The organism is Janthinobacterium sp. UMAB-60 (assembly GCF_900095235.1).
Classification (GTDB): domain Bacteria; phylum Pseudomonadota; class Gammaproteobacteria; order Burkholderiales; family Burkholderiaceae_D; genus Janthinobacterium.
This window is the reverse complement of sequence record NZ_LT607494.1, coordinates 48,451-66,871: the sequence shown is the minus strand read 5'-3', so window position 1 is coordinate 66,871 and position 18,421 is coordinate 48,451. Positions and strand designations below refer to the sequence as shown.

Annotated in this window: 15 protein-coding genes and 2 tRNA genes; 11 read left to right on the top strand and 6 right to left on the bottom strand. The window is 63.5% G+C overall.

The features are described 5' to 3' along the window. Nucleotides 1-57: 57 nt before the first annotated feature. The 3 genes from K0F86_RS19775 to K0F86_RS19765 are packed head-to-tail and all read left to right on the top strand — an operon-like array spanning nt 58 to nt 1,749. Nucleotides 58-423 carry a hypothetical protein gene (locus K0F86_RS19775; RefSeq protein WP_219135956.1) on the top strand — a complete coding sequence of 122 codons (366 nt, stop codon included), beginning with the start codon at nt 58-60 and terminating at the stop codon, nt 421-423. A gap of 19 nt (nt 424-442) precedes the next feature. Beyond that, nucleotides 443-970, top strand: coding sequence for an RNA polymerase sigma factor (locus K0F86_RS19770; protein WP_219135955.1), 528 nt, complete (start codon nt 443-445; stop codon nt 968-970). After that, a complete protein-coding gene (locus K0F86_RS19765) occupies nt 967-1,749 on the top strand; it encodes an anti-sigma factor (RefSeq protein WP_219135954.1) in 783 nt (260 codons plus the stop codon). The genes K0F86_RS19770 and K0F86_RS19765 overlap by 4 nt, the downstream gene beginning before the upstream one ends. Here the strand turns inward: K0F86_RS19765 and K0F86_RS19760 are convergent. After that, nucleotides 1,746-2,963, bottom strand: coding sequence for an MFS transporter (locus K0F86_RS19760; protein WP_219135953.1), 1,218 nt, complete (start codon nt 2,961-2,963; stop codon nt 1,746-1,748). The two genes, K0F86_RS19765 and K0F86_RS19760, sit on opposite strands and share 4 nt — an antisense overlap. 110 nt (nt 2,964-3,073) lie before the next feature. Between K0F86_RS19760 and K0F86_RS19755 the strand changes: the two genes are divergently transcribed. Then, entirely contained in the window at nt 3,074-3,862 is a 789-nt protein-coding gene (locus K0F86_RS19755) for a helix-turn-helix transcriptional regulator (RefSeq protein WP_219135952.1), read from the top strand. 59 nt (nt 3,863-3,921) lie between these two features. Here the strand turns inward: K0F86_RS19755 and K0F86_RS19750 are convergent. Continuing rightward, nucleotides 3,922-3,998: transfer RNA gene (locus tag K0F86_RS19750), tRNA-Met, on the bottom strand. Between the two features lie 142 nt (nt 3,999-4,140). Next, nucleotides 4,141-4,217, bottom strand: a tRNA-Met gene (locus K0F86_RS19745). Nucleotides 4,218-4,403: 186 nt separating this feature from the next. Here K0F86_RS19745 and K0F86_RS19740 point away from each other — a divergent pair. The 3 genes from K0F86_RS19740 to K0F86_RS19730 are packed head-to-tail and all read left to right on the top strand — an operon-like array spanning nt 4,404 to nt 6,512. Beyond that, on the top strand, nt 4,404-4,982 hold the full coding sequence (locus tag K0F86_RS19740; protein ID WP_219135951.1) for an NUDIX hydrolase: 579 nt from the start codon (nt 4,404-4,406) through the stop codon (nt 4,980-4,982). Nucleotides 4,983-5,012: 30 nt separating this feature from the next. Further along, nucleotides 5,013-5,729 carry a leucyl/phenylalanyl-tRNA--protein transferase gene (aat, locus tag K0F86_RS19735; RefSeq protein WP_219135950.1) on the top strand — a complete coding sequence of 239 codons (717 nt, stop codon included), beginning with the start codon at nt 5,013-5,015 and terminating at the stop codon, nt 5,727-5,729. A 60-nt stretch (nt 5,730-5,789) separates the two neighbouring features. Continuing rightward, entirely contained in the window at nt 5,790-6,512 is a 723-nt protein-coding gene (locus K0F86_RS19730) for an arginyltransferase (protein WP_219135949.1), read from the top strand. A 138-nt stretch (nt 6,513-6,650) separates the two neighbouring features. Here the strand turns inward: K0F86_RS19730 and K0F86_RS19725 are convergent, their stop codons facing one another. Next, the gene (locus tag K0F86_RS19725) at nt 6,651-9,962 is read right to left on the bottom strand and encodes a S41 family peptidase (RefSeq protein ID WP_219135948.1); all 3,312 of its coding nucleotides are present in this window, start codon (nt 9,960-9,962) and stop codon (nt 6,651-6,653) included. 205 nt (nt 9,963-10,167) lie between these two features. Between K0F86_RS19725 and K0F86_RS19720 the strand changes: the two genes are divergently transcribed. Next, nucleotides 10,168-11,217 carry a quinone-dependent dihydroorotate dehydrogenase gene (locus tag K0F86_RS19720; protein ID WP_219135947.1) on the top strand — a complete coding sequence of 350 codons (1,050 nt, stop codon included), beginning with the start codon at nt 10,168-10,170 and terminating at the stop codon, nt 11,215-11,217. A gap of 234 nt (nt 11,218-11,451) precedes the next feature. Here the strand turns inward: K0F86_RS19720 and K0F86_RS19715 are convergent, their stop codons facing one another. Continuing rightward, a complete protein-coding gene (locus K0F86_RS19715; protein ID WP_374197308.1) occupies nt 11,452-12,666 on the bottom strand; it encodes an MFS transporter in 1,215 nt (404 codons plus the stop codon). 9 nt (nt 12,667-12,675) lie between these two features. Next, the gene (locus K0F86_RS19710) at nt 12,676-13,767 is read right to left on the bottom strand and encodes an alpha/beta hydrolase (RefSeq protein WP_257572253.1); all 1,092 of its coding nucleotides are present in this window, start codon (nt 13,765-13,767) and stop codon (nt 12,676-12,678) included. A 221-nt stretch (nt 13,768-13,988) separates the two neighbouring features. Between K0F86_RS19710 and K0F86_RS19705 the strand changes: the two genes are divergently transcribed. The 3 genes from K0F86_RS19705 to K0F86_RS27660 all read left to right on the top strand — a co-directional run bounded on the left by K0F86_RS19705 (nt 13,989) and on the right by K0F86_RS27660 (nt 18,394). Next, nucleotides 13,989-14,903 (top strand): LysR family transcriptional regulator, encoded by a 915-nt coding sequence (locus tag K0F86_RS19705; protein WP_219135946.1) that lies wholly within the window; start codon nt 13,989-13,991, stop codon nt 14,901-14,903. Between the two features lie 310 nt (nt 14,904-15,213). Beyond that, nucleotides 15,214-17,637 carry a TonB-dependent siderophore receptor gene (locus K0F86_RS19700; RefSeq protein ID WP_219135945.1) on the top strand — a complete coding sequence of 808 codons (2,424 nt, stop codon included), beginning with the start codon at nt 15,214-15,216 and terminating at the stop codon, nt 17,635-17,637. A gap of 145 nt (nt 17,638-17,782) precedes the next feature. Further along, nucleotides 17,783-18,394: a DUF2185 domain-containing protein gene (locus K0F86_RS27660; protein ID WP_257572252.1), complete on the top strand. Its 612-nt coding sequence runs from the start codon at nt 17,783-17,785 to the stop codon at nt 18,392-18,394. Nucleotides 18,395-18,421 lie beyond the last annotated feature (27 nt).

Below are 18,421 nucleotides of genomic sequence, written 5' to 3'. Positions count from 1 at the left end.
ACGGGCCGCGTCGCGCGTCTATCCCTTGCAAGCCCACCAAACCTCAAGGAGATCATCATGCGCTTTACTGCTATCGCCACCCTCGCCGCCCTGTTGTCCGCTCCCCTCGCCTTCGCCGCCGACGTCATGCCCGCCAACGGCATGCTGGTCAACGCCAGCGGCATGACCGTGTACGTGTTCGACAAGGATGTCGCCGACAGCGGCAAGAGCGCCTGCGGCGGCGGCTGCCTGGTGGCCTGGCCCGCCGTCATTGCCACCGACGCGGCGCCCGCCGCCCCGTATGGCAGCATCAAGCGCGAAGACAACGGCGCCATGCAGCTGACGTACAAGGGCAAGCCCCTGTACCTGTACAAGGAAGACAAGAAGCCGGGCGACGTGGCCGGCGACAATTTCAAGAACGTGTGGCACGTCGTCAAGCCCTAAGCCCCTTCCCGCCACCACGATGACCACGCCAGAGGACAGCCGCCAGCTGCAAGCCTGCCTGCCGGGCCTGCGCCGCTATGCGCGCGCGCTGGCGGGCGCCGTGCACGCGGACGACCTGGTGCAGGACACCGTGGAGCGGGCCTGGCGCAAATTCGACCAGTGGCAGCGCGGCGGCGAGCTGCGGCCCTGGCTGTTCTCCATCATGCACAACCTGCACGTGGATCAATTGCGCCGCCCCGGCCTGGCGCTGCAGGAGCTGGACGACGACAGCGTGCTGCCCGCCCCTGAACGGGCGCCGGGCCAGGCCATCGCCATCGGCGAAATGGATGCGGCGCTGGCCCGCCTGCCGCTGGGGCAGCGCGAAGTGATCCTGCTCGTCGCGCTGGAACAGATGCCGTACGAGCAGGTGGCGGCCACCCTGGACATCCCCGTCGGCACCGTCATGTCGCGCCTGTCGCGCGGACGCGACAAACTGCGCGCCCTGCTCGATGGCCGCCCTGCCGGCAGCCAGGGCAGCGGCCCACCCACCCTGAAAGTCGTGAAATGACAAGGCAAGCCATCAGCGAAGCGCAATTGCACGCCCTGGCCGACGGCGTCCTGCCCGAAGAGCAGCGCGCGGCCGTCGACGCCCACCTGCGCGCGCATCCGCAAGACGCCGCCAGGGTCGATGCGTGGCGCGAACAGAACCGCCAGTTGCGCGCGCTGTTCGACCCCGTGCTGGACGAAGCCGTGCCGCCTGCCCTGCTGCAGGCGGCGCCGCCGCTGGCGGCGAACGGCGCCTGGCATCGCCCCGCCATGCAGGCGGCGGCAGCCGTCGTGCTGGTGCTCGCTGGCGGCATGGGCGGCTGGCTGCTGCGTGGCGGCGACAGCGTGACTGCCAGCGCCAGCCCGATCTCCCTGGCGCGCAGCGCCGCCATCGCCCATGCCGTCTACACGCCCGAGGTGCGCCACCCCGTCGAAGTGGGGGTGGCACAGGAAGCGCACCTGGTGCAATGGCTGTCGAAACGCCTGGGCACGAAACTGCAGCCACCCGCGCTGTCGCCGCTCGGCTACCAGCTGATCGGCGGGCGCCTGCTGCCCGGCGATGGCGACGGCCCCGTGGCGCAATTCATGTATGAAGATGGCAAAGGCCAGCGCCTGACCCTGTACGTGGCCAGGGAACGGGCCGGCAAGCAGGAAACGGCCTTCCGCTACACGCAGGAAAAGGACCTGGGCGTGTTTTACTGGATCGATGGCCAGATGGGCTACGCCCTCTCGGCCAGGCTGCCGAAAACCGAGTTGGGCAAGATCGCCGACGCCGTGTATGCGCAGCTGGAAAGTCACTAAACAGACTCTTCCATTTTCCGGAATTCTGCAATCCATTTCACGCCGCACCATTGCAGCAGCAACGCCGCGGTGGCGACCAGGGCGGTGCCGGCCGCCAGCAGCCACATGGGCCAGTCCAGCAGGAGCAGCACCCCGCCCGTGGCGGCGCCGATGGCGCTGCCCAGGTACAGCGCCGATTCATTGAGGGCGATGGCCAGGTTGCCGTCGCCCTGCCGCGCGCGCACGGCCAGCAACTGCTGGTTCTGCGGCACTTGCAGGGCCCAGCCAGCCGCGCCCCACAACGCAATCGGCGCCAGCATCAGCCAGGCCGACCAGCCGGCTGCCAACGGCAGCGCGCACAGGGCCAGCGCCAGCAGCAGCAAGATGAAACAGCTCAGTTTCGGCGCCGCCACCTTGTCCGCCCATGGCCCCACCAGCACGCTGCCCGCGATCCCTCCCACGCCCCATGCCCACAGGAGGGGCGTGGCGGACACCGGCGCGCCGTGCGCGGACCAGGCCAGCAGCGGCGCGATGAAGGTGTACATGCCCAGGCTGGCAATCGCCGCCAGTAGCGACACCAGCAGGATGCCCAGCACCTGCCCATCGGCCAGCAAGGCCAGCTTGCGGCGCAGTGACATGGCCGGTGCGGCCGATGCCGTCGGCAGCGCGGGCAGCTTCCACAGCAAGCCCGCCAGCGCCAGCGCGCCGAGGACGGCGACCAGCCACAAGGCCGCCGTCCAGCCCAGCTGCTGCGCCAGCAACAGGCTCAATGGCACGCCCAGCACCGTGCCGCCCGCCATGCCGCCCATGATCACGCCGATGGCCTTGCCCCGCTGCCGCGGCGCCGACACGCCCGCCGCCGCCGCGATACCCAGCGCCAGATACACGCCTGCCCCGATGCCGGCAATGGCCCGCCACGCCAGCAAACTGGCAAATCCGGGCGCCAGCGCGCTGGCCCCGTTCGCCAGCACGAACACGCCCAGGGCGAGCAACAGGCCGGTGCGTTGCGCGCGCGCCGGCAGCAAGGCCACGACAAGCGGCGAGCCCAGGCCATAGGCCAGGGTAAATGCCGTCACCAGTTGCGCGGCCATGGCCAGCGAGATGGAAAACGCGCTGGCGATCAGCGGCATCAAGCCCGCCGTCACATACGACGCCATGCCCAGCGCGAACGCGCCCACGGCGATCAGATAGACGGTGGCGGGAAGAACGGCACGGGAAGAAGAAGAGTCAGACATGGGCCAGCTTTCGGAAAGAAAGCAGGCATTCTGGAATACAATATAAACAATTACAATTTAACTGTTTATGCTATTACTGATAGCAACAGGCTCACAGGAAAGACCGCACCATGCGCACTTTGGCCCGCACCCGCCACGAACTGGCCGCCTACCTGCAGGCGCGGCGCGCGCGGCTGTCGCCGGAAGACGTGGGCTTGCCCGGCGGTGGAAGGCGGCGTACGCCGGGTTTACGCCGCGAAGAAGTGGCGGCGCTGGCCGGCGTGGGGCTGACCTGGTACACCTGGCTGGAGCAGGGGCGCGACATCGGCGTCTCCAGCGTCTTCCTCGACAAACTGGCCGAAGTGCTGAAACTGGACGGGGGCGAGCGCCGCCACCTGTTCCTGCTGGCGCATGCGCGTCCGCCGGCCGAAGAGGGCAAGACGTTTTGCGTGGTGCCGCCGCTGGTACGGCGCCTGATGCACGAGCTGGCGCATCCGGCCTATGTGCTCAATCTGCGCTGGGACGTGCTGGCGTTCAATGCGGGCGCCGATGCCCTGTTTGGCTTCGGCGCGCATGCCGCCTCGCGCCGCAACCTGCTGTGGCTCTTGTTTACCGATCCGCTGCTGCGCTCGCGCTTTGCCGGCTGGGAAGAGCAGGCGCCGCTGATGCTGTCGAGCTTTCGCCGCGACTACGCGCGCGCCACGCAGGAAGCGGACATCCACGCACTGGTGCAGGAACTGGAAAAAGTCTCGCCCGAGTTCAAGCTGTGGTGGCGCCGCCACGACGTGCATGCGCCGTGCGTCGGCGTGCGCCAGCTGGACGTCGACGGCGAGCAGGTCGCATATGAGCACACCTCGCTGACCATCGATGCGGACCGCCACTTGCGCCTGGTGGTGTATGCGAGCCAGGTGCAAGAGTAAACACTACCGCACAACGAAAAAACCGCTGGCCCTCTTGCGAGGAACCAGCGGCTTCGAATTGGTTGCGGGGACAGGATTTGAACCTGTGACCTTCGGGTTATGAGCCCGACGAGCTGCCAGACTGCTCCACCCCGCACTCGAATTATATACCAGATTGTTGCGCGGCGTAAAGGGCAAGAATTGACAATCGCATTCCTGCCCCGTCTGCCGGAGTTTGCCGCGGGCCAGCAATGGAAAAAGCCGCTGATCTTTTGCAAGAGTCAGCGGCTTTCCGGTATTGGTTGCGGGGACAGGATTTGAACCTGTGACCTTCGGGTTATGAGCCCGACGAGCTGCCAGACTGCTCCACCCCGCACTCGAATTATAAGGGCAAACGGGTGGCTTAGGCAATAGCTATCTCAACTTAGACTGCAATAGAGCTATTTAATTATAAAACTTGGCCAATTGCCGGTTGGCATTGTGTCCGCTCGTCACGCCACACAGCACGCAATCGGTGTACAGTAAGCGTTACACCAGACACCCATTTTTCCGAAGCCCGCCCATGAAATTCTGCTCCGAATGCGCCCATCCTGTCAGCCTGTCCATCCCGGAAGGCGACAACCGTCCGCGCTATGTGTGCGCCAACTGTGACGCCATCCATTACCAGAACCCGAAAATGGTGGTCGGCTCGATTCCCGTCTGGGAAGAGGATGGCCAGCTGCAGGTCTTGCTGTGCAAGCGCGCCATCGAGCCGCGCCTCGGCTACTGGACCCTGCCGGCCGGCTTCATGGAAAACGATGAAACCACGTCCGACGCGGCCGAGCGCGAAACGGTGGAGGAAGCGGGCGCCAATATCGAACTGGGGCCCCTGTTTTCGCTGCTCAACGTACAGCGCGTGCACCAGGTGCACCTGTTCTACCTGGCGCGCTTGCGCGACCTCGATTTCGCGCCGGGCATCGAAAGCCTGGAGGTGCAGCTGTTTACGGAAGCGCAGATTCCCTGGGATGACCTGGCCTTCCCCACCATCCGCGCCACCTTGGAACTGTTCTTTGCCGACCGCGTGAAAATCCGCGAAGGCGGCAGCTATGGTTTCCATACGGGCGACATCACGCGCCCGATGGCGCGCGCCGACGCCGAGTAAGCCCATCCACCCCATTACCATTGCGATGGCATGATTCCCTGGCTCGATATCCACACCCCCTTTCCCGACGTCTCGCGCGCCCTCACCGATGAAGCGCCCGGCCTGCTGGCGGCCGGCGCCGACCTGTCGCCCGCGCGCCTGCTCGACGCCTACAAACACGGCATCTTCCCCTGGTTTTCCGAAGGCCAGCCCATACTCTGGTGGAGCACCGATCCGCGCATGGTGCTGATGACGGAGGACTTCAAGGTCTCCGACAGTCTGGCCAAGGCCATCCGCAAGGTCGAGCGCAGCGCCGCCACGGACGGGCGCTGGCAGCTGCGCTTCGACGGCGATTTCGACGCCGTCATGCGCGCCTGCGCGGCGCCGCGCAAGGATGGCCCGGGCACCTGGATTTCCGACGAGATCATCGCCGGCTACACGGGCTTGCACAAGCTGGGCTACGCGCACTCGTCGGAGTTGTGGCTGGACGGCGAACTGGTGGGCGGCGCGTATGGCGTGTCGATCGGGCGCATGTTCTATGGCGAATCGATGTTTGCGCGCGTCTCGGATGGGTCGAAGATCGCGCTGGCGCACCTCGTGCGCTTTTTGCGGGCGCGCGGCGTGACCATGATTGACTGCCAGCAAGAAACAAAACACCTGGCCTCGCTGGGCGCGGCGCCCATTTCGCGCGCGCGCTTCCTGGCCCATGTGAGGATCGCCATTGAAGCAGCGCAAATCACCGATTGGCATGCTGCGCCAGCGACGTAAAAAAGCTATGATAGCTTCACACAGACATCCATTGCCGCGGCCAGACCAGACAGGATCAGCATGACGCACCTGAACGAACTACCGTTTGCCACCCTGCAGTTCTACACGACGGCGCCGTATCCGTGCAGCTACCTGGACGACCGCCAGGCCCGCTCGCAGGTGGCCACGCCTTCGCACCTGATCAACAGCGACGTGTATTCGGAACTGGTGCGCAACGGCTTTCGCCGCAGCGGCATTTTTACTTACCGGCCGTACTGCGACGGCTGCCAGGCCTGCATCCCCGTGCGCGTGGTGGCGCAATCGTTCACCCCCAACCGCAACCAGCGCCGCGCCTGGAACCGGCACGCCGACCTGCAAGCGGGCGTGGCCACCCTGTCCTTCCTCGACGAGCACTACGAACTGTATCTGCGCTACCAGAGCACGCGCCACGCGGGCGGCGGCATGGACCAGGACAGCCGCGACCAGTACGCGCAATTTTTGCTGCAAAGCCGGGTCAACACGCGCCTGGTGGAATTTCGCGATACCGACGGCATCCTGCGCATGGTCAGCATCATCGACGTGCTGGCCGATGGCCTGTCGTCCGTCTACACGTTTTTCGATCCCGACGTGCCGGGCGCCTCGTACGGCACCTACAACGTGCTGTGGCAAATCGCCCAGGCGCGCGAACTGAACCTGCCGTATATCTACCTGGGCTACTGGATAGAACAAAGCCCGAAGATGGCGTATAAAATCAACTTCAAGCCGCTGGAAGCGCGCATCAAGGGGCAGTGGGTGATCATGTAAGGTAGGTCGGATTAGCGCAAAGCGCGTAATCCGACACTGCAAAGCCAACAATGGTGTCGGATTACGCTGCGCTAATCCGACCTACCAGCTCGAACATTTAATCCAACGCCCCCGGTCTTTGCAACGGGGTTGCCGTTTTTATTTGCTCTTGTCCGGAAATGCCGGACGCGCAGGCCGCGCGGGCGGATTCTTCGCCAGTTCGGCCTGGATCACCTCGATCGCCTTTTCCAGTTGCGGATCGCGTCCGGCGATGACGTCGGCCGGCGTTTGCTCGACTTCGATATCGGGCGGCACGCCTTCGTTTTCCACGCCCCAACCGTTTTCGCGCGTCCAGAACGCCAGGTTCGGCGCCGTGATGAAGCCGCCATCCATCAGCACGGGAAAACCCAGCACGCCCACCAGGCCGCCCCACGTCGCCTTGCCGATCAGCGGGCCCATGTTGTTTTTGCGGAACATCCACGGCAGCAGGTCGCCGCCCGAACCGGCCGTCTCGTCGATCAGCATGGCGCGCGGTCCCTGGATCGAGGCGGACGGCGTCTTCATGTCGGCGCCGTAGCGCATGGTCCACCAGGCGATTTCCTTCTTCTGCAGGATCTCGATGTAGTAATCGGCCACGCTGCCGCCGCCATTGAAACGCTCGTCGACGATGATGGCCTGCTTGTCCGCCTGCGGGAAGAAATAGCGCTTGAAGTAAGTGTGGCCCAGGCCCGCCGTATTGGGCACGTACACGTATGCCACCTTGCCGCCCGTCGCCGCATTGACCTTGCGCATATTGCCTTCAATCCAGTCGCGGTTGCGCAAGGCATCTTCGGTCGGCACGGGCACCACGGTGATCGTGCGCGCGCCCTTGCCGTCGGCCGATGGCCCCACGGTCAGGTCGATGGCCTTGCCGGCCGTGTTCTCGAAGGCGCTGTACAAGTTGGTGGGCGGCAACAAAGGGCGGCTATCGACGGCCAGCAGGTATTCGCCCGCCTTCACATTCAAGCCCGGCTCTGTCAGCGGCGCGCGCAGGGCCGGATTCCAGTTCAAGCCGCCATACACTTTCTTGAAGCGGTAATGGCCGTCGCGCACTTCGTAATCGGCGCCCAGCAAGCCGCCCGGCACTTTCTTCGCCTCGACAAAATCGTCGCCGCCGCCGCCGCGGTGGTGGCCCACGGCCAGTTCGCTGCACATCCACTGGATCAATCGGTTCAGATCCGCGCGGCTAGCCAGTTCGGGCAGGAACACGGCGTACTTGTCGCGCATGGCCTTCCAGTCCACCCCATGCATGCCCGGATCATAGAAATAGTCGCGGTTGATGCGCCACACCTCATTGAAAATCTGCGCCCACTCGGCGCGCGGATCGGCTTTCACTTCGATGGCGTCGACCTTGATCTTGCCCTCGCCAGGCGCCAGCAGCTTGCCCGTGGCGGAGCCCATGGCCCAGTTATCCTTCTGCCGGTACAGCAGCTTCTTGCCGTCGGCCGACACTTCGAAGTCGTCCGCTTCGGCCACCACGGTTTCCGCCTTGCGCTCTTTCAGGTCAAAGCGCTGCACGGCCTTCTTGCCGTCGCTTTCGCGCAGCAAAAAGATCTGCCCTGCGGCGCCGGCGGCCAGGCTGGAGAACTGCGCGGCCGGCAGCGGCAAGTCGACGATGCGCGTGGCGATGCCGTCGAAATCGATGGCAATCGGCGCCACGGGCGCCACCGCCACTTTCGGATCGTCGCGGCCCGTCTTCGGATCGACCTTCGGCTCGTTTTTCGACTCCGCTTCCGCCTTCGCCGTGTCTTTCTTGCTCTCCGCGCTGGCGGCCTTTTCCTCGTCGCTTTCCTTGATCAGCGGCGACGGCAAGTCGCGCCGCAGCACGGCCATCCACACGGTGCGCGTCACCAGGTTGTCTTCGTTCTGCTGCGAGAACCAGTTGTTGCTGGGGCCTGCGTTGGTCGACGCGAAGAAGTACAGATATTTGCCGCTCTTGTCGAACACGGGTTCGGCCACGTCGGACAGGCCATCGGTCACTGGCATGGACTTGTTCTGCTCGACGGAATAGATGTAGGCGCTGCGCGTGTAGGTGGGCGAATTGAGCGTATAGGCCAGCCAGCGCGAATCGGGTGCCCACGAGGCGCGCATGCTCTTGTCGACGCCATACATCGGCTCCGTGGCTATCTTTTGCACCTTGCCGTTGCCCACGTCGATCACGTACATGCTCCAGCCATTGTCGGCAAACGCGATCTTCCGGCTGTCGGGCGACCAGACGGCGTTGTCATAGAAGCCGCTGCCATTGAGCTTGAACTTGCGCACGGCGCCCTTGCCGTCCTGCGCCCGCACATGCAGTTCATATTCTCCCGACTCGTCCGAGAAATACGCGACCGAGCGGCCATCGAGCGACCAGATGGGCGTGCGCTCGTGCGCGCCGGCCGTCTGCGTCAGGTTGCGCACGTCGCCCTTGTCGGCGGGGATGGTGACGATCTCGCCCCGGTACTCGAAGGCGATGCGCGCGCCCGACGGCGAAATCGACGCGTCGCGGATGTATTTCGCATTCTTGACCCAGCGGGGGCGCGTCTGCCCCAGGTCGCTGGCCACGCCGATGGCAAGTTTCCGCGCCTGGCCGCTGGCGATGTCAAACGCGTGCAGGTAACCCGCCTGCTCGTAGACGATGGTGCCGTCCGCGGCCGAAGCGTTCAGCACGGGGAAATCCGCATGCCGCGTCAGCTGGCGCACAGCCTTCGTCTTGACGTCATACGCGAACAGGTTGAATTCGCCGTTGCGGTCCGAGCGGAAGTACACGGTGTCCTTGATCCACATCGGATCGACGTCGTTCGAGCGCGTGGTCGGCTGGGGGATTTTTTCAATGGATTTGTCGCTGGACGAAAACAGCCACAGCCAGGAATTGGTGCCGCCCCGGTAGCGCTTCCACTGTTTGAAGGCCGGCATCAGCGGGTTGTACGCAATGCGCTGGCCATCGGGCGAATACGCGGCGCGCGACGCGTTGGGGATTTCCAGCTGGGTTTCCACGCCGCCCGCCACGGGCACCGTGAACAGCTTCTGGAAGCGGTTATTGAAGGCGGCGCGGGGCGAGGTGAACATCACGGCCTGACCATCGGGCGTGAACGACTGCGCCAGGTCCGCGCCCGGGTGGAAGGTCAGGCGGCGCGGCACGCCGCCCGCCGCCGCGATCACATACACGTCGATATTGCCGTCGATGTTGGCGCTATACGCGATCTGGCTGCCGTCGGGCGAGAACACAGGGTTGGACTTGTCGCCCAGGTCGGACGTGAGGCGCCGCGCGCCGCCGCCGTCCAGGTTCGACAGCCACAGGTCGCCCGCATAGATGAAGGCGATATGGCGGCTGGAGACGGCCGGTTCGCTCAGCATGCGGGTGTCTTGCGTATTGGGCAGGGCCAAGGCCGGGTGGCTCAGCAGCAGTGCGCTGGCGGCCGCGATGGCGGTCAGGATGCGTGTCTTTTTCAATCGATGTCTCGCTTATGAAGTAAACAGAACAGGGAAAAAACAGGAAAGTCCACGGCCGGATGCAAATTAGCAAGGAATCAATATTGCATCAGACCAACAAGAACTATACACCCGACAGCCGCGTGGAACACGGTAAAATACGGCACTTATTTCGCGCGCCGCCAGCCCTTCCCGGCGGCCTGCGCACCACCCTAAAAGCGCCCCCATGTCTGAAAAATTCCTGTACTCCCTCGCCCGCCCGCTGCTGTTTTCGATGGATGCCGAAGCAGCCCACCATTTCACCCTGCCCGCCCTGAAACGCGCCAGCGCGCTGGGCCTGACCAAGCTGGCCGGCAAACCGGCGCTTGATCCGCGCACGGTGATGGGCATTACCTTCCCCAATCCCGTGGGCCTGGCCGCCGGTCTGGACAAGGATGGCGCCTACATCGACGCGCTGGCCGACCTGGGTTTTGGCTCCATCGAAGTGGGCACCGTCACGCCGCGCGCGCAGGCGGGCAATCCGAAACCGCGCATGTTCCGCCTGCCGCAGGCGCAGGGCATCATCAACCGCATGGGTTTCAACAATGGCGGCGTGGACGCCTTCGTGGCCAACGTGCAGGCGTCCAAGTTTTACCAGAACCGCGCCGGCGTGCTGGGCCTGAACATCGGCAAGAACGCCGACACGCCCATCGAACGGGCGGCCGACGATTACCTGCTGTGCCTGGAAAAAGTCTACCCGTATGCCAGCTATGTGACGGTGAACATCTCGTCGCCGAACACGAAAAACCTGCGCCAGTTGCAGGGCGCGTCCGAACTCGACGCCCTGCTGTCGCAGCTCAAGGATGCCCAGGCGCGCCTGGCGGACAAGCACAAGCGCTACGTGCCGCTAGCCCTGAAAATCGCGCCGGACATGGATGGTGAACAGGTCAAAAGCATCGCCGAGTCGCTCACGCGCCACCGCATCGACGGCGTCATCGCCACCAACACGACCCTGTCGCGCAGCGCCGTCGAAGGCATGCCGCATGGCGCGGAAGCGGGCGGCCTGTCGGGCGCGCCCGTGTTCGAGCTGTCGAACAATGTCATCCGCCTGCTGAAGGCGGAACTGGGCGACGCGCTGCCCATCATCGGCGTGGGCGGCATCATGCAGGGCAAGGATGCCTTGGCCAAGTTCGAGGCGGGCGCGCAGCTGGTGCAGCTGTACAGCGGCCTGATTTACGCCGGTCCGGCCTTGATCAAGGATTGCGCGCGCGCGCTGCACGGCAAACAGGCGGCATAAGCAGCAAGATCAAGACGCCCGACATGCGTTTTGCGGGGCTGCCGGCCGCTCTTGTGTCAGTCCCGCCGCATATTCTGCCAGCATGGCAAACGCCATCGTCCGGGCATTTACTTGTATTTGATAAACTCTACCGGTGTCCCCCGGCCAGCCCAGTGCGTGGGCCAGACCTGCAGGATCGGCCACGCGGCCAATGGTCGGGCAGGAATGCGCTGACGTGAATATCATGCAGATGACTCAGCCTGCCCTCGGCGTTTGCAGGCGCGAGGCCAGGAAGGCCGCCAGCAGCAGTACGGCCGCGCTGGCAATGAACGTGCTCTGATATCCACTTGTATCGAACAGCAAGCCGCCGACCGTGGAACCGAGGGCGATGGCGAGTTGCACGACAGCGACCATCAGGCCGCCACCCGCCTCCGCATCCCCGGGCAGCGTTGTTGCCAGCCATGCCCACCAGCCTACCGGCGCGGCAGTCGCGACAAGGCCCCATATGCCCAGCAGTACCGTCACGGCAGCGACCTTGCTGCCAAAGACGGTCAGCGCCACGGCGATCAAGGCCATCAGGACGGGAATGCCAACCAGCGTCCGGAAAAAATTCCACTTCAAGAACTTGCTGATGACGGTGGTGCCGATGAAGCCGCCCACGCCAATTGCCAGCAGAATCAGCGACAGCGTGGAGATGCCTACCCGCGTGACGCTTTCAAGGTAGGGGCGCAAATAGGTGAACAGGGCGAACTGTCCCATGAAAAACGTGCTGACAGCCAGCATGCCCAGGGCAACCTTCGGGTCCCGCAGCAGCTTGAAGACGTTGCGCGAACCGGCCGCCCCCGCCCGGGGCGGCATGGAAGGCAGGCTGATCCACTGCCAGACAAAGGCAATCAAGGCCACTGGCACCAGGCAGAAAAAAGCGCCACGCCATCCGACAACGGCACCCAGGTAACTGCCCAGCGGCGCGGCAACGACGGTCGCCAGCGCATTGCCGCCATTGAAGATGGCCAGGGCACGCGGCACCTGATCGGATGGCACCAGGCGTATGGCGGTAGCGGCCGATAACGACCAGAATCCGCCCACCACCACGCCGATCAGCGCGCGGCCGACCATGTATAGAAAATAATTCGGCGCCATCGCAACCACGGCCCCGGAGACGGCCATCAGTGCGGTCAGCCCCAGCAACAGGGACTTGCGGTTCATGCTGCCTGTCATCGCTGAAATCGATAGGCTGGTCAGTACCGCAAACGCGCCGGAGATGGCGATCCCCTGTCCCGCCAGGCCTTCGCTGACCAGCAGATCCCTGGCCATCGGCGTCAACAGGCTGACCGGCATGAACTCCGAGGCGATCAGCGCGAACACGCACAGCGTCATCGCAAAGACACCGCCCCACATGGCCGCTGGCGCCCCGGTATCGCCGTGCCCGTGGACGCCATCCGGAGCCGCGCTGCTTATCGGTGCTGTCATGGTATGCGCCTATGCCAGATGCTTGAGGAAGAAGGCCTGCAGCTTTTCCCAGGGGATGAGTTTCACGCGGTCATACAGATCGACGTGTCCGGCGCCTGGCACGATCACCAGTTCCTTGGGCTGGGCCGAAAGCCGGTAGGCCTCTTCGCTGAACTCTTTGGAGTGCGCCTGGTCGCCCGTGATGAACAGCATGGGACGCGGGGAAATCGTCTCGATGTCGTTGAACGGATAAAAGTTCATGAACTTGACGTTGCTGCTCATCGTCGGGTGCGTCGTCAGCTCGCGCGACGATCCTGCCGGCGTGAACTCTCCGCGCGGAGTGCGATAGAAGTCATGGAACTCGCGCTGGATCGGATGCGTATTGCCATCGAGCTTGTGCACGGTGCCGCCCGTGTACGCGATTGCGCCACCGGTAAATTCCACGTAGCGCTGTTGCGCCGCCTCGGCAATGATCTGCTTGCGTTGCCCGAGCGTCTGCGAGTGGTTCAGCGCATTGCGGTTGGCCGCGCCCATGTCGTACATGCTGACCGTGGCAACGGCCTTCATGCGCGGATCGATCTTGGCGGCGCTGATGACGAAACTGCCGCTGCCGCAAATGCCGAGAACGCCGATCCGTTCCCTGTCCACGAATGGCTGGGTGCCCAGGTAATCGACCGCCGCACTGAATGCTTCGGCGTAGATGTCCGGCGCCACGGCGTTGCGTGGCTGGCCCGCGCTGTCACCCCAGAACGACTGATCGATGGCCAGCGTGACGAAGCCCTGTTCGGCCAGCTTTTGTGCATACAGGTTCGAGCTTTGCTCTTTCACCGCGCCCATCGGATGGCCGATGATGATCGCCGCATGCCTGGAATGCCGGTTGAGCTTCTTTGGCGTGAAGAGATTCCCGGCCACCTTCATTTTGTACTGGTTCTCAAACGCGACCTTTTGCGCGACGACTGCCTCGCTCCGGTAGAAATTGTCAGCCTGGTTCGACATATCAGGCACTGGCTGGCTTTCGGCAGCGAACGCGGAAGCACCTGCAATGGAAAGGCTGCCCAGCACGGCCATGCCGGTGCCAGCAGTCTTGAGGAAATCGCGGCGCGCTACATCATTGATGGTCATGTCTGTTCTCCAGTTCGTAGGGTTTGGGATGGGCGGAATACCTTGGCGACATCGTACGTGGCGCTTGCCGCAGCAGCACACCGAAAACCCGAACAGGTATATGTGCCACAGCCATGAATATTCTGTATATTCATATGAATATTCGCATATTCTCCTTGGCATCATCGCGTGCCAGACGCCACCACGGGATACCATCCACCGCCGGTTCAGGAATGATTCACATGGCCAGAGATAACATTATTGATATTCTGATATTTTTTGAGGTGGCTCGCCAACGCAGTTTCACGCGTGCCGCCGTCAAGCTCGGCATGTCCCAGTCCACGCTCAGTCACATTATTCGTGACCTGGAAGCACGGCTGGGCGTGCGGCTGCTCAATCGCACGACGCGCAGTGTTTCGCCGACAGAAGCAGGCGAGCGCCTGCTGACCAACGTCGCGCCGCGGCTGGAAGAGGTCAATGCCGAAATCGCTGCTGTCAGCGATTTGAATGGCAAGCCGGCCGGTACCGTGCGCATCACCGCCATCGACCATATTATCGATACGCTGCTGTGGCCAAGACTTGCGCCAGTGCTGCCCCACTATCCCGATCTGCATGTGGAGATTCAGTCCGATTACAAGCTGGTCGATATCGCGGCGGACCGCTATGACATCGGCGTGCGCTACGGAGACCAGGTCGAAGAGGATATGATCGCAGTGCGGCTCACCCCCGACATTCCGACCATGATCGTCGGTTCGCCAGACTACTTCTCCTGGCATGCGCAACCAGCCAGCCTGCAAGAGCTGCTGAAACATAATTGCATCACGCTGCGCCTCGCCAGCAGTGGCGGCATCTACGCGTGGGAGCTCCAGCATGAGGGGCGCAATGTGGCAGCGCGGGTGAGCGGCCAGACCGTGTTTACCAGCGCCGGGCCCATGGTGCAAGCCGCCTTGAGCGGCAATGGCCTGGCATTTGTCACGGAAGACCTGGTAGCGGGGCACATACGGGAAGGCCGATTAATCAGCGTCATGAAAGACTGGTGTGGAACGTTTCCTGGCCTCCATGCCTACTACCCCAGCCGCCGACACGAATCGAGGGCGCTGCGGATCGTAATCGAAGCTATCCGCCAGCACGGGTCCACCCCGAGTCATCCGCCGTGAGACTGCCAGTACTGCCCCGGCCGCCATCATTGCGAAATCCAGGGCAATAACCGAGCAAGCCGCGCGTTCATAGTCGCATTTATACAACAGCCAGCAATTTACTGCGGTGCAGCATTGCAGCCTGCCATGCCCGGTCGTATGCTGGAGACAAGGCCATATGCACTACTCGCGCCATTTTGACGAGTATCAGACATTTATTGCATATCGATAGACAGAACAATTCGTAAGCACGCCGTTCGCCCGCTGCTAAGCTGATTTCGTCATCGGACCGTCATGGTCCGCGCAACCACTAACCGAAGAGATATTGTCGATGAGTTCCAGCACCGCCCGCTCCCAGCTTCCCGCCCTCCCCGTGAAAACCGTTATCGCCGCCAGCCTGATCGCCTGCTTCAGCCTGCCAATGCATGTGCAAGCGCAGCAAGAACTGCCGGCCGAAGGGGAGTTGCAATCGGTGGTGGTCACCGGTACCTTCGCCAAGAACCGCCGCACCATCGATTCCGAATCGCCGATCGACATCCTCACCTCGCGCGACCTGCAAAGCACCGGTTCGGGCGAACTGGCCACCGTGCTGGCGCGCCTGCTGCCATCGCTGAACTTTGCCCGCGCCACGGGCGCCGACGCCAGCGACGCCGTGCGTCCGGCGCAATTGCGCGGCCTGTCGCCCGACCAGACCCTGGTACTGGTGAACGGCAAGCGCCGCTACACCTCGGCCGTAGTCAACGTCAACGGCTCGCTGGGCCGCGGCTCGGCGCCCGTCGACCTGAACGCCATTCCGCTGGCCGCCATCGACCACGTGGAAGTGCTGCGCGATGGCGCGGCGGCCCAGTACGGCTCCGATGCGATCGCCGGCGTAATCAACATCATCCTGAAAAAAGGCGCGGCCGGCGGCGATATCGAAGTGGGCTATGGCCAGACGCAGGAACGCGACGGCAAGCAAAAATCCATCAAGGGCTCGGCCGGCTTCGCTCTGGGCGACGACGGCTGGGTGCGCGTCTCGGCCGAAGTGGCGGAACGCGATCCGACCAACCGTGCCGGCGCCGATTTCCGCAATCCGCTGGAACCGCGCTACGGCAAGGTCAACCAGCGCTATGGCGACCCGGAAAGCAAGCCGGCGACGATTTTCCTCAACAGCGAATACCACATCAATGACAATGTGGACTGGTACGCCTTCGGCAACTACGGCAAGCGCGACACGTCGGCCGCCGCCACCTGGCGCACGGCGCTGATCACGGACCCGAATAATTCGAAGCTGTTCGTCCAGCGCACGCCGCTCTTCCCGGAAGGCTTTTTGCCATTACAAAACAGCACATTGACCGACCAGTCCATCGTCACAGGCTTGCGCGGTGAAGCGGCCGGCTGGCGCTGGGATGCCAGCCTGAACTACGGCAGCAACAAGTTCGAACTGGACCTGGACAACACGGTCAACCAGTCGCTGGGCGCAGCCAGCCCCACGCACTTTTATGCCGGTTCGCTGAAAAACGAACAGACCGTGTTCAATCTCGATGCGGCGCGCGAATTTCCCGTGTCGTACTTTACGGGACCGCTGACGGTAGCCGTCGGTGCCGAAGCGCGCCATGAAAAGTACAGCATCGGTGCAGGCGACGCAGCGTCGTACACGGGTGGCGGCTCACAAGGCTTTGCCGGTTTCCGCCCTGCCAATGCGGGCAGCCACTCGCGCCACAACGAGTCGATCTATGTGAACCTGGAAGCGGAAGCGACGAAAAACCTGTCGGGCGGGGTGGCCCTGCGCCATGAGCGCTACAGCGACTTCGGCAGCACCACCTCGGCCAAAGGCTCGGCCCGCTATTCGTTCAACGATGCGCTGTCCCTGCGCGGCACCGTGTCGAGCGGCTTCCGCGCGCCATCGCTGGCACAGCAGTACTACACCATCACCACCACCAACTTCCAGGTCGTCAACGGCGTCAACACGCCGATCGAGACGGGCACCTTCGCCGTCAACACGCCACAGGCGCGCGCCCTGGGCGCACAGGACCTGAAACCGGAAAAGGCCCGCAACTACAGCCTGGGCCTGCAGTTCCAGCCCAGCCGCAACTTCACGACGACAGTGGACGCCTACCGCATCGACATCGACAACCGCATCCTGTTCTCGGCCAATCTGATACTCAGCAATGCTTTGAAGAACATCCTGGCCGCCCAGGGCACGCCGGTGGGCTCGGGACGCTACTTCACCAACGCTGTCGACACGCGCACGGAAGGCGTGGACATCGTCAGCACCTACCGCATCGACCTGCAGGACAAGGACCGCCTGGACCTCACCGCGGCTTACAACCATAACAAGAGCACGGTACAGAAAATCGCCGACAATCCAGCCATCCTGACGGCCAACAACCTGAAACTGATCGACCGCCAGAGCATCGACCGCATCACGGTGGCGTCGCCGAAGGACAAGTTCAGCCTGGCCGCCGACTACGGCTTCGGCATCTGGAACGTGCACGGACTGGTGACGCGCTACGGCAGCTTCACCGTGCCGCAGAACGATGTCAAGCTGGACCAGACGTATGATCCGCAATGGGTGCTGGACGTGTCCGGTTCCGTGAAACTGGGCAAGAACTGGCGCCTGGTGGCCGGCATCGACAACGTCACCAACCGCTACCCGGCGCAAGTGACCAGCAACGGCAACCTGAACGTCAACGGCACGCAGCCTTACAGCATCTTCGCGCCGAACGGCTTCAACGGCCGCTATTACTACGCCAAGGCGGGCTATAGCTGGTAATAACTGGCAATAGCAACGCAGCACGGGAGGCATCTGCCTCCCGTTTTTTATTCCGGCCTATCAAATACAGCTTTGGCGTACGGGTGGCCATCCTGGCAGGCAATCGGCTACCATGGACATTCCCCCACTCTGACGACGGAATACCATGCCCAGCTGGCATCTGACCGACGCCGCCGATCTGGCGGCGCGCCATCCCTACACTTTCTATAAATCGCCGCCCGAGGCCATTGCCCAGGTGCGCCCCGGCGAGGTGGTCAAGCTGATCTTCGCCTTCCACAGCGACGATCCGCAGGCGCCGGGCGCCGAGCGCATGTGGGTGCTGGTGGAGACGATCGAACCGCATGGCCATTTCACAGGCAAGCTCGACAACATGCCCGGCTACATCGCCGACTTGCAGGCCAAGGACCCCGTCGCCTTCGAAGCGCGCCACATCATCAATACGCAGCACGACGATGACGATAACCTCGTCAACCGCTATGCGGGCCTGTGCTTTGTGACGAAACGCGTGCTGGAAGACGGCGCGCCCGTCGGCTATCTGTACCGCGAGGAGCCGGACAACGACGACGACAGCGGCTGGCGCTTCACGGCCAACGACGAGAGCGACGACTACATCAACGACAGCGCCAACGTGGCCCTCGTCTCGCTCGGCGCCGTGCTCAGCGTGGACGACCGCTTCATCCGCCTGCTGGACTCTCCTGCCGGCGCGGCGTATGCCTTCGACCACAGCACGCAACAATTCAAGGCGGTTGAGGAATGACAAGCGATGAACTGAAAGACTTTTGCG

Bases quoted from the DNA above. Each gene is read 5' to 3' on its own strand.
- K0F86_RS19775 (WP_219135956.1), top strand. From the start codon at position 58: ATGCGCTTTACTGCTATCGCCACCCTCGCCGCCCTGTTGTCCGCTCCC.
- K0F86_RS19770 (WP_219135955.1), top strand. From the start codon at position 443: ATGACCACGCCAGAGGACAGCCGCCAGCTGCAAGCCTGCCTGCCGGGC.
- K0F86_RS19765 (WP_219135954.1), top strand. From the start codon at position 967: ATGACAAGGCAAGCCATCAGCGAAGCGCAATTGCACGCCCTGGCCGAC.
- K0F86_RS19760 (WP_219135953.1), bottom strand. From the start codon at position 2,963: ATGTCTGACTCTTCTTCTTCCCGTGCCGTTCTTCCCGCCACCGTCTAT.
- K0F86_RS19755 (WP_219135952.1), top strand. From the start codon at position 3,074: ATGCGCACTTTGGCCCGCACCCGCCACGAACTGGCCGCCTACCTGCAG.
- K0F86_RS19740 (WP_219135951.1), top strand. From the start codon at position 4,404: ATGAAATTCTGCTCCGAATGCGCCCATCCTGTCAGCCTGTCCATCCCG.
- aat (WP_219135950.1), top strand. From the start codon at position 5,013: ATGATTCCCTGGCTCGATATCCACACCCCCTTTCCCGACGTCTCGCGC.
- K0F86_RS19730 (WP_219135949.1), top strand. From the start codon at position 5,790: ATGACGCACCTGAACGAACTACCGTTTGCCACCCTGCAGTTCTACACG.
- K0F86_RS19720 (WP_219135947.1), top strand. From the start codon at position 10,168: ATGTCTGAAAAATTCCTGTACTCCCTCGCCCGCCCGCTGCTGTTTTCG.
- K0F86_RS19715 (WP_374197308.1), bottom strand. From the start codon at position 12,666: ATGACAGCACCGATAAGCAGCGCGGCTCCGGATGGCGTCCACGGGCAC.
- K0F86_RS19710 (WP_257572253.1), bottom strand. From the start codon at position 13,767: ATGACCATCAATGATGTAGCGCGCCGCGATTTCCTCAAGACTGCTGGC.
- K0F86_RS19705 (WP_219135946.1), top strand. From the start codon at position 13,989: ATGGCCAGAGATAACATTATTGATATTCTGATATTTTTTGAGGTGGCT.
- K0F86_RS19700 (WP_219135945.1), top strand. From the start codon at position 15,214: ATGAGTTCCAGCACCGCCCGCTCCCAGCTTCCCGCCCTCCCCGTGAAA.
- K0F86_RS27660 (WP_257572252.1), top strand. From the start codon at position 17,783: ATGCCCAGCTGGCATCTGACCGACGCCGCCGATCTGGCGGCGCGCCAT.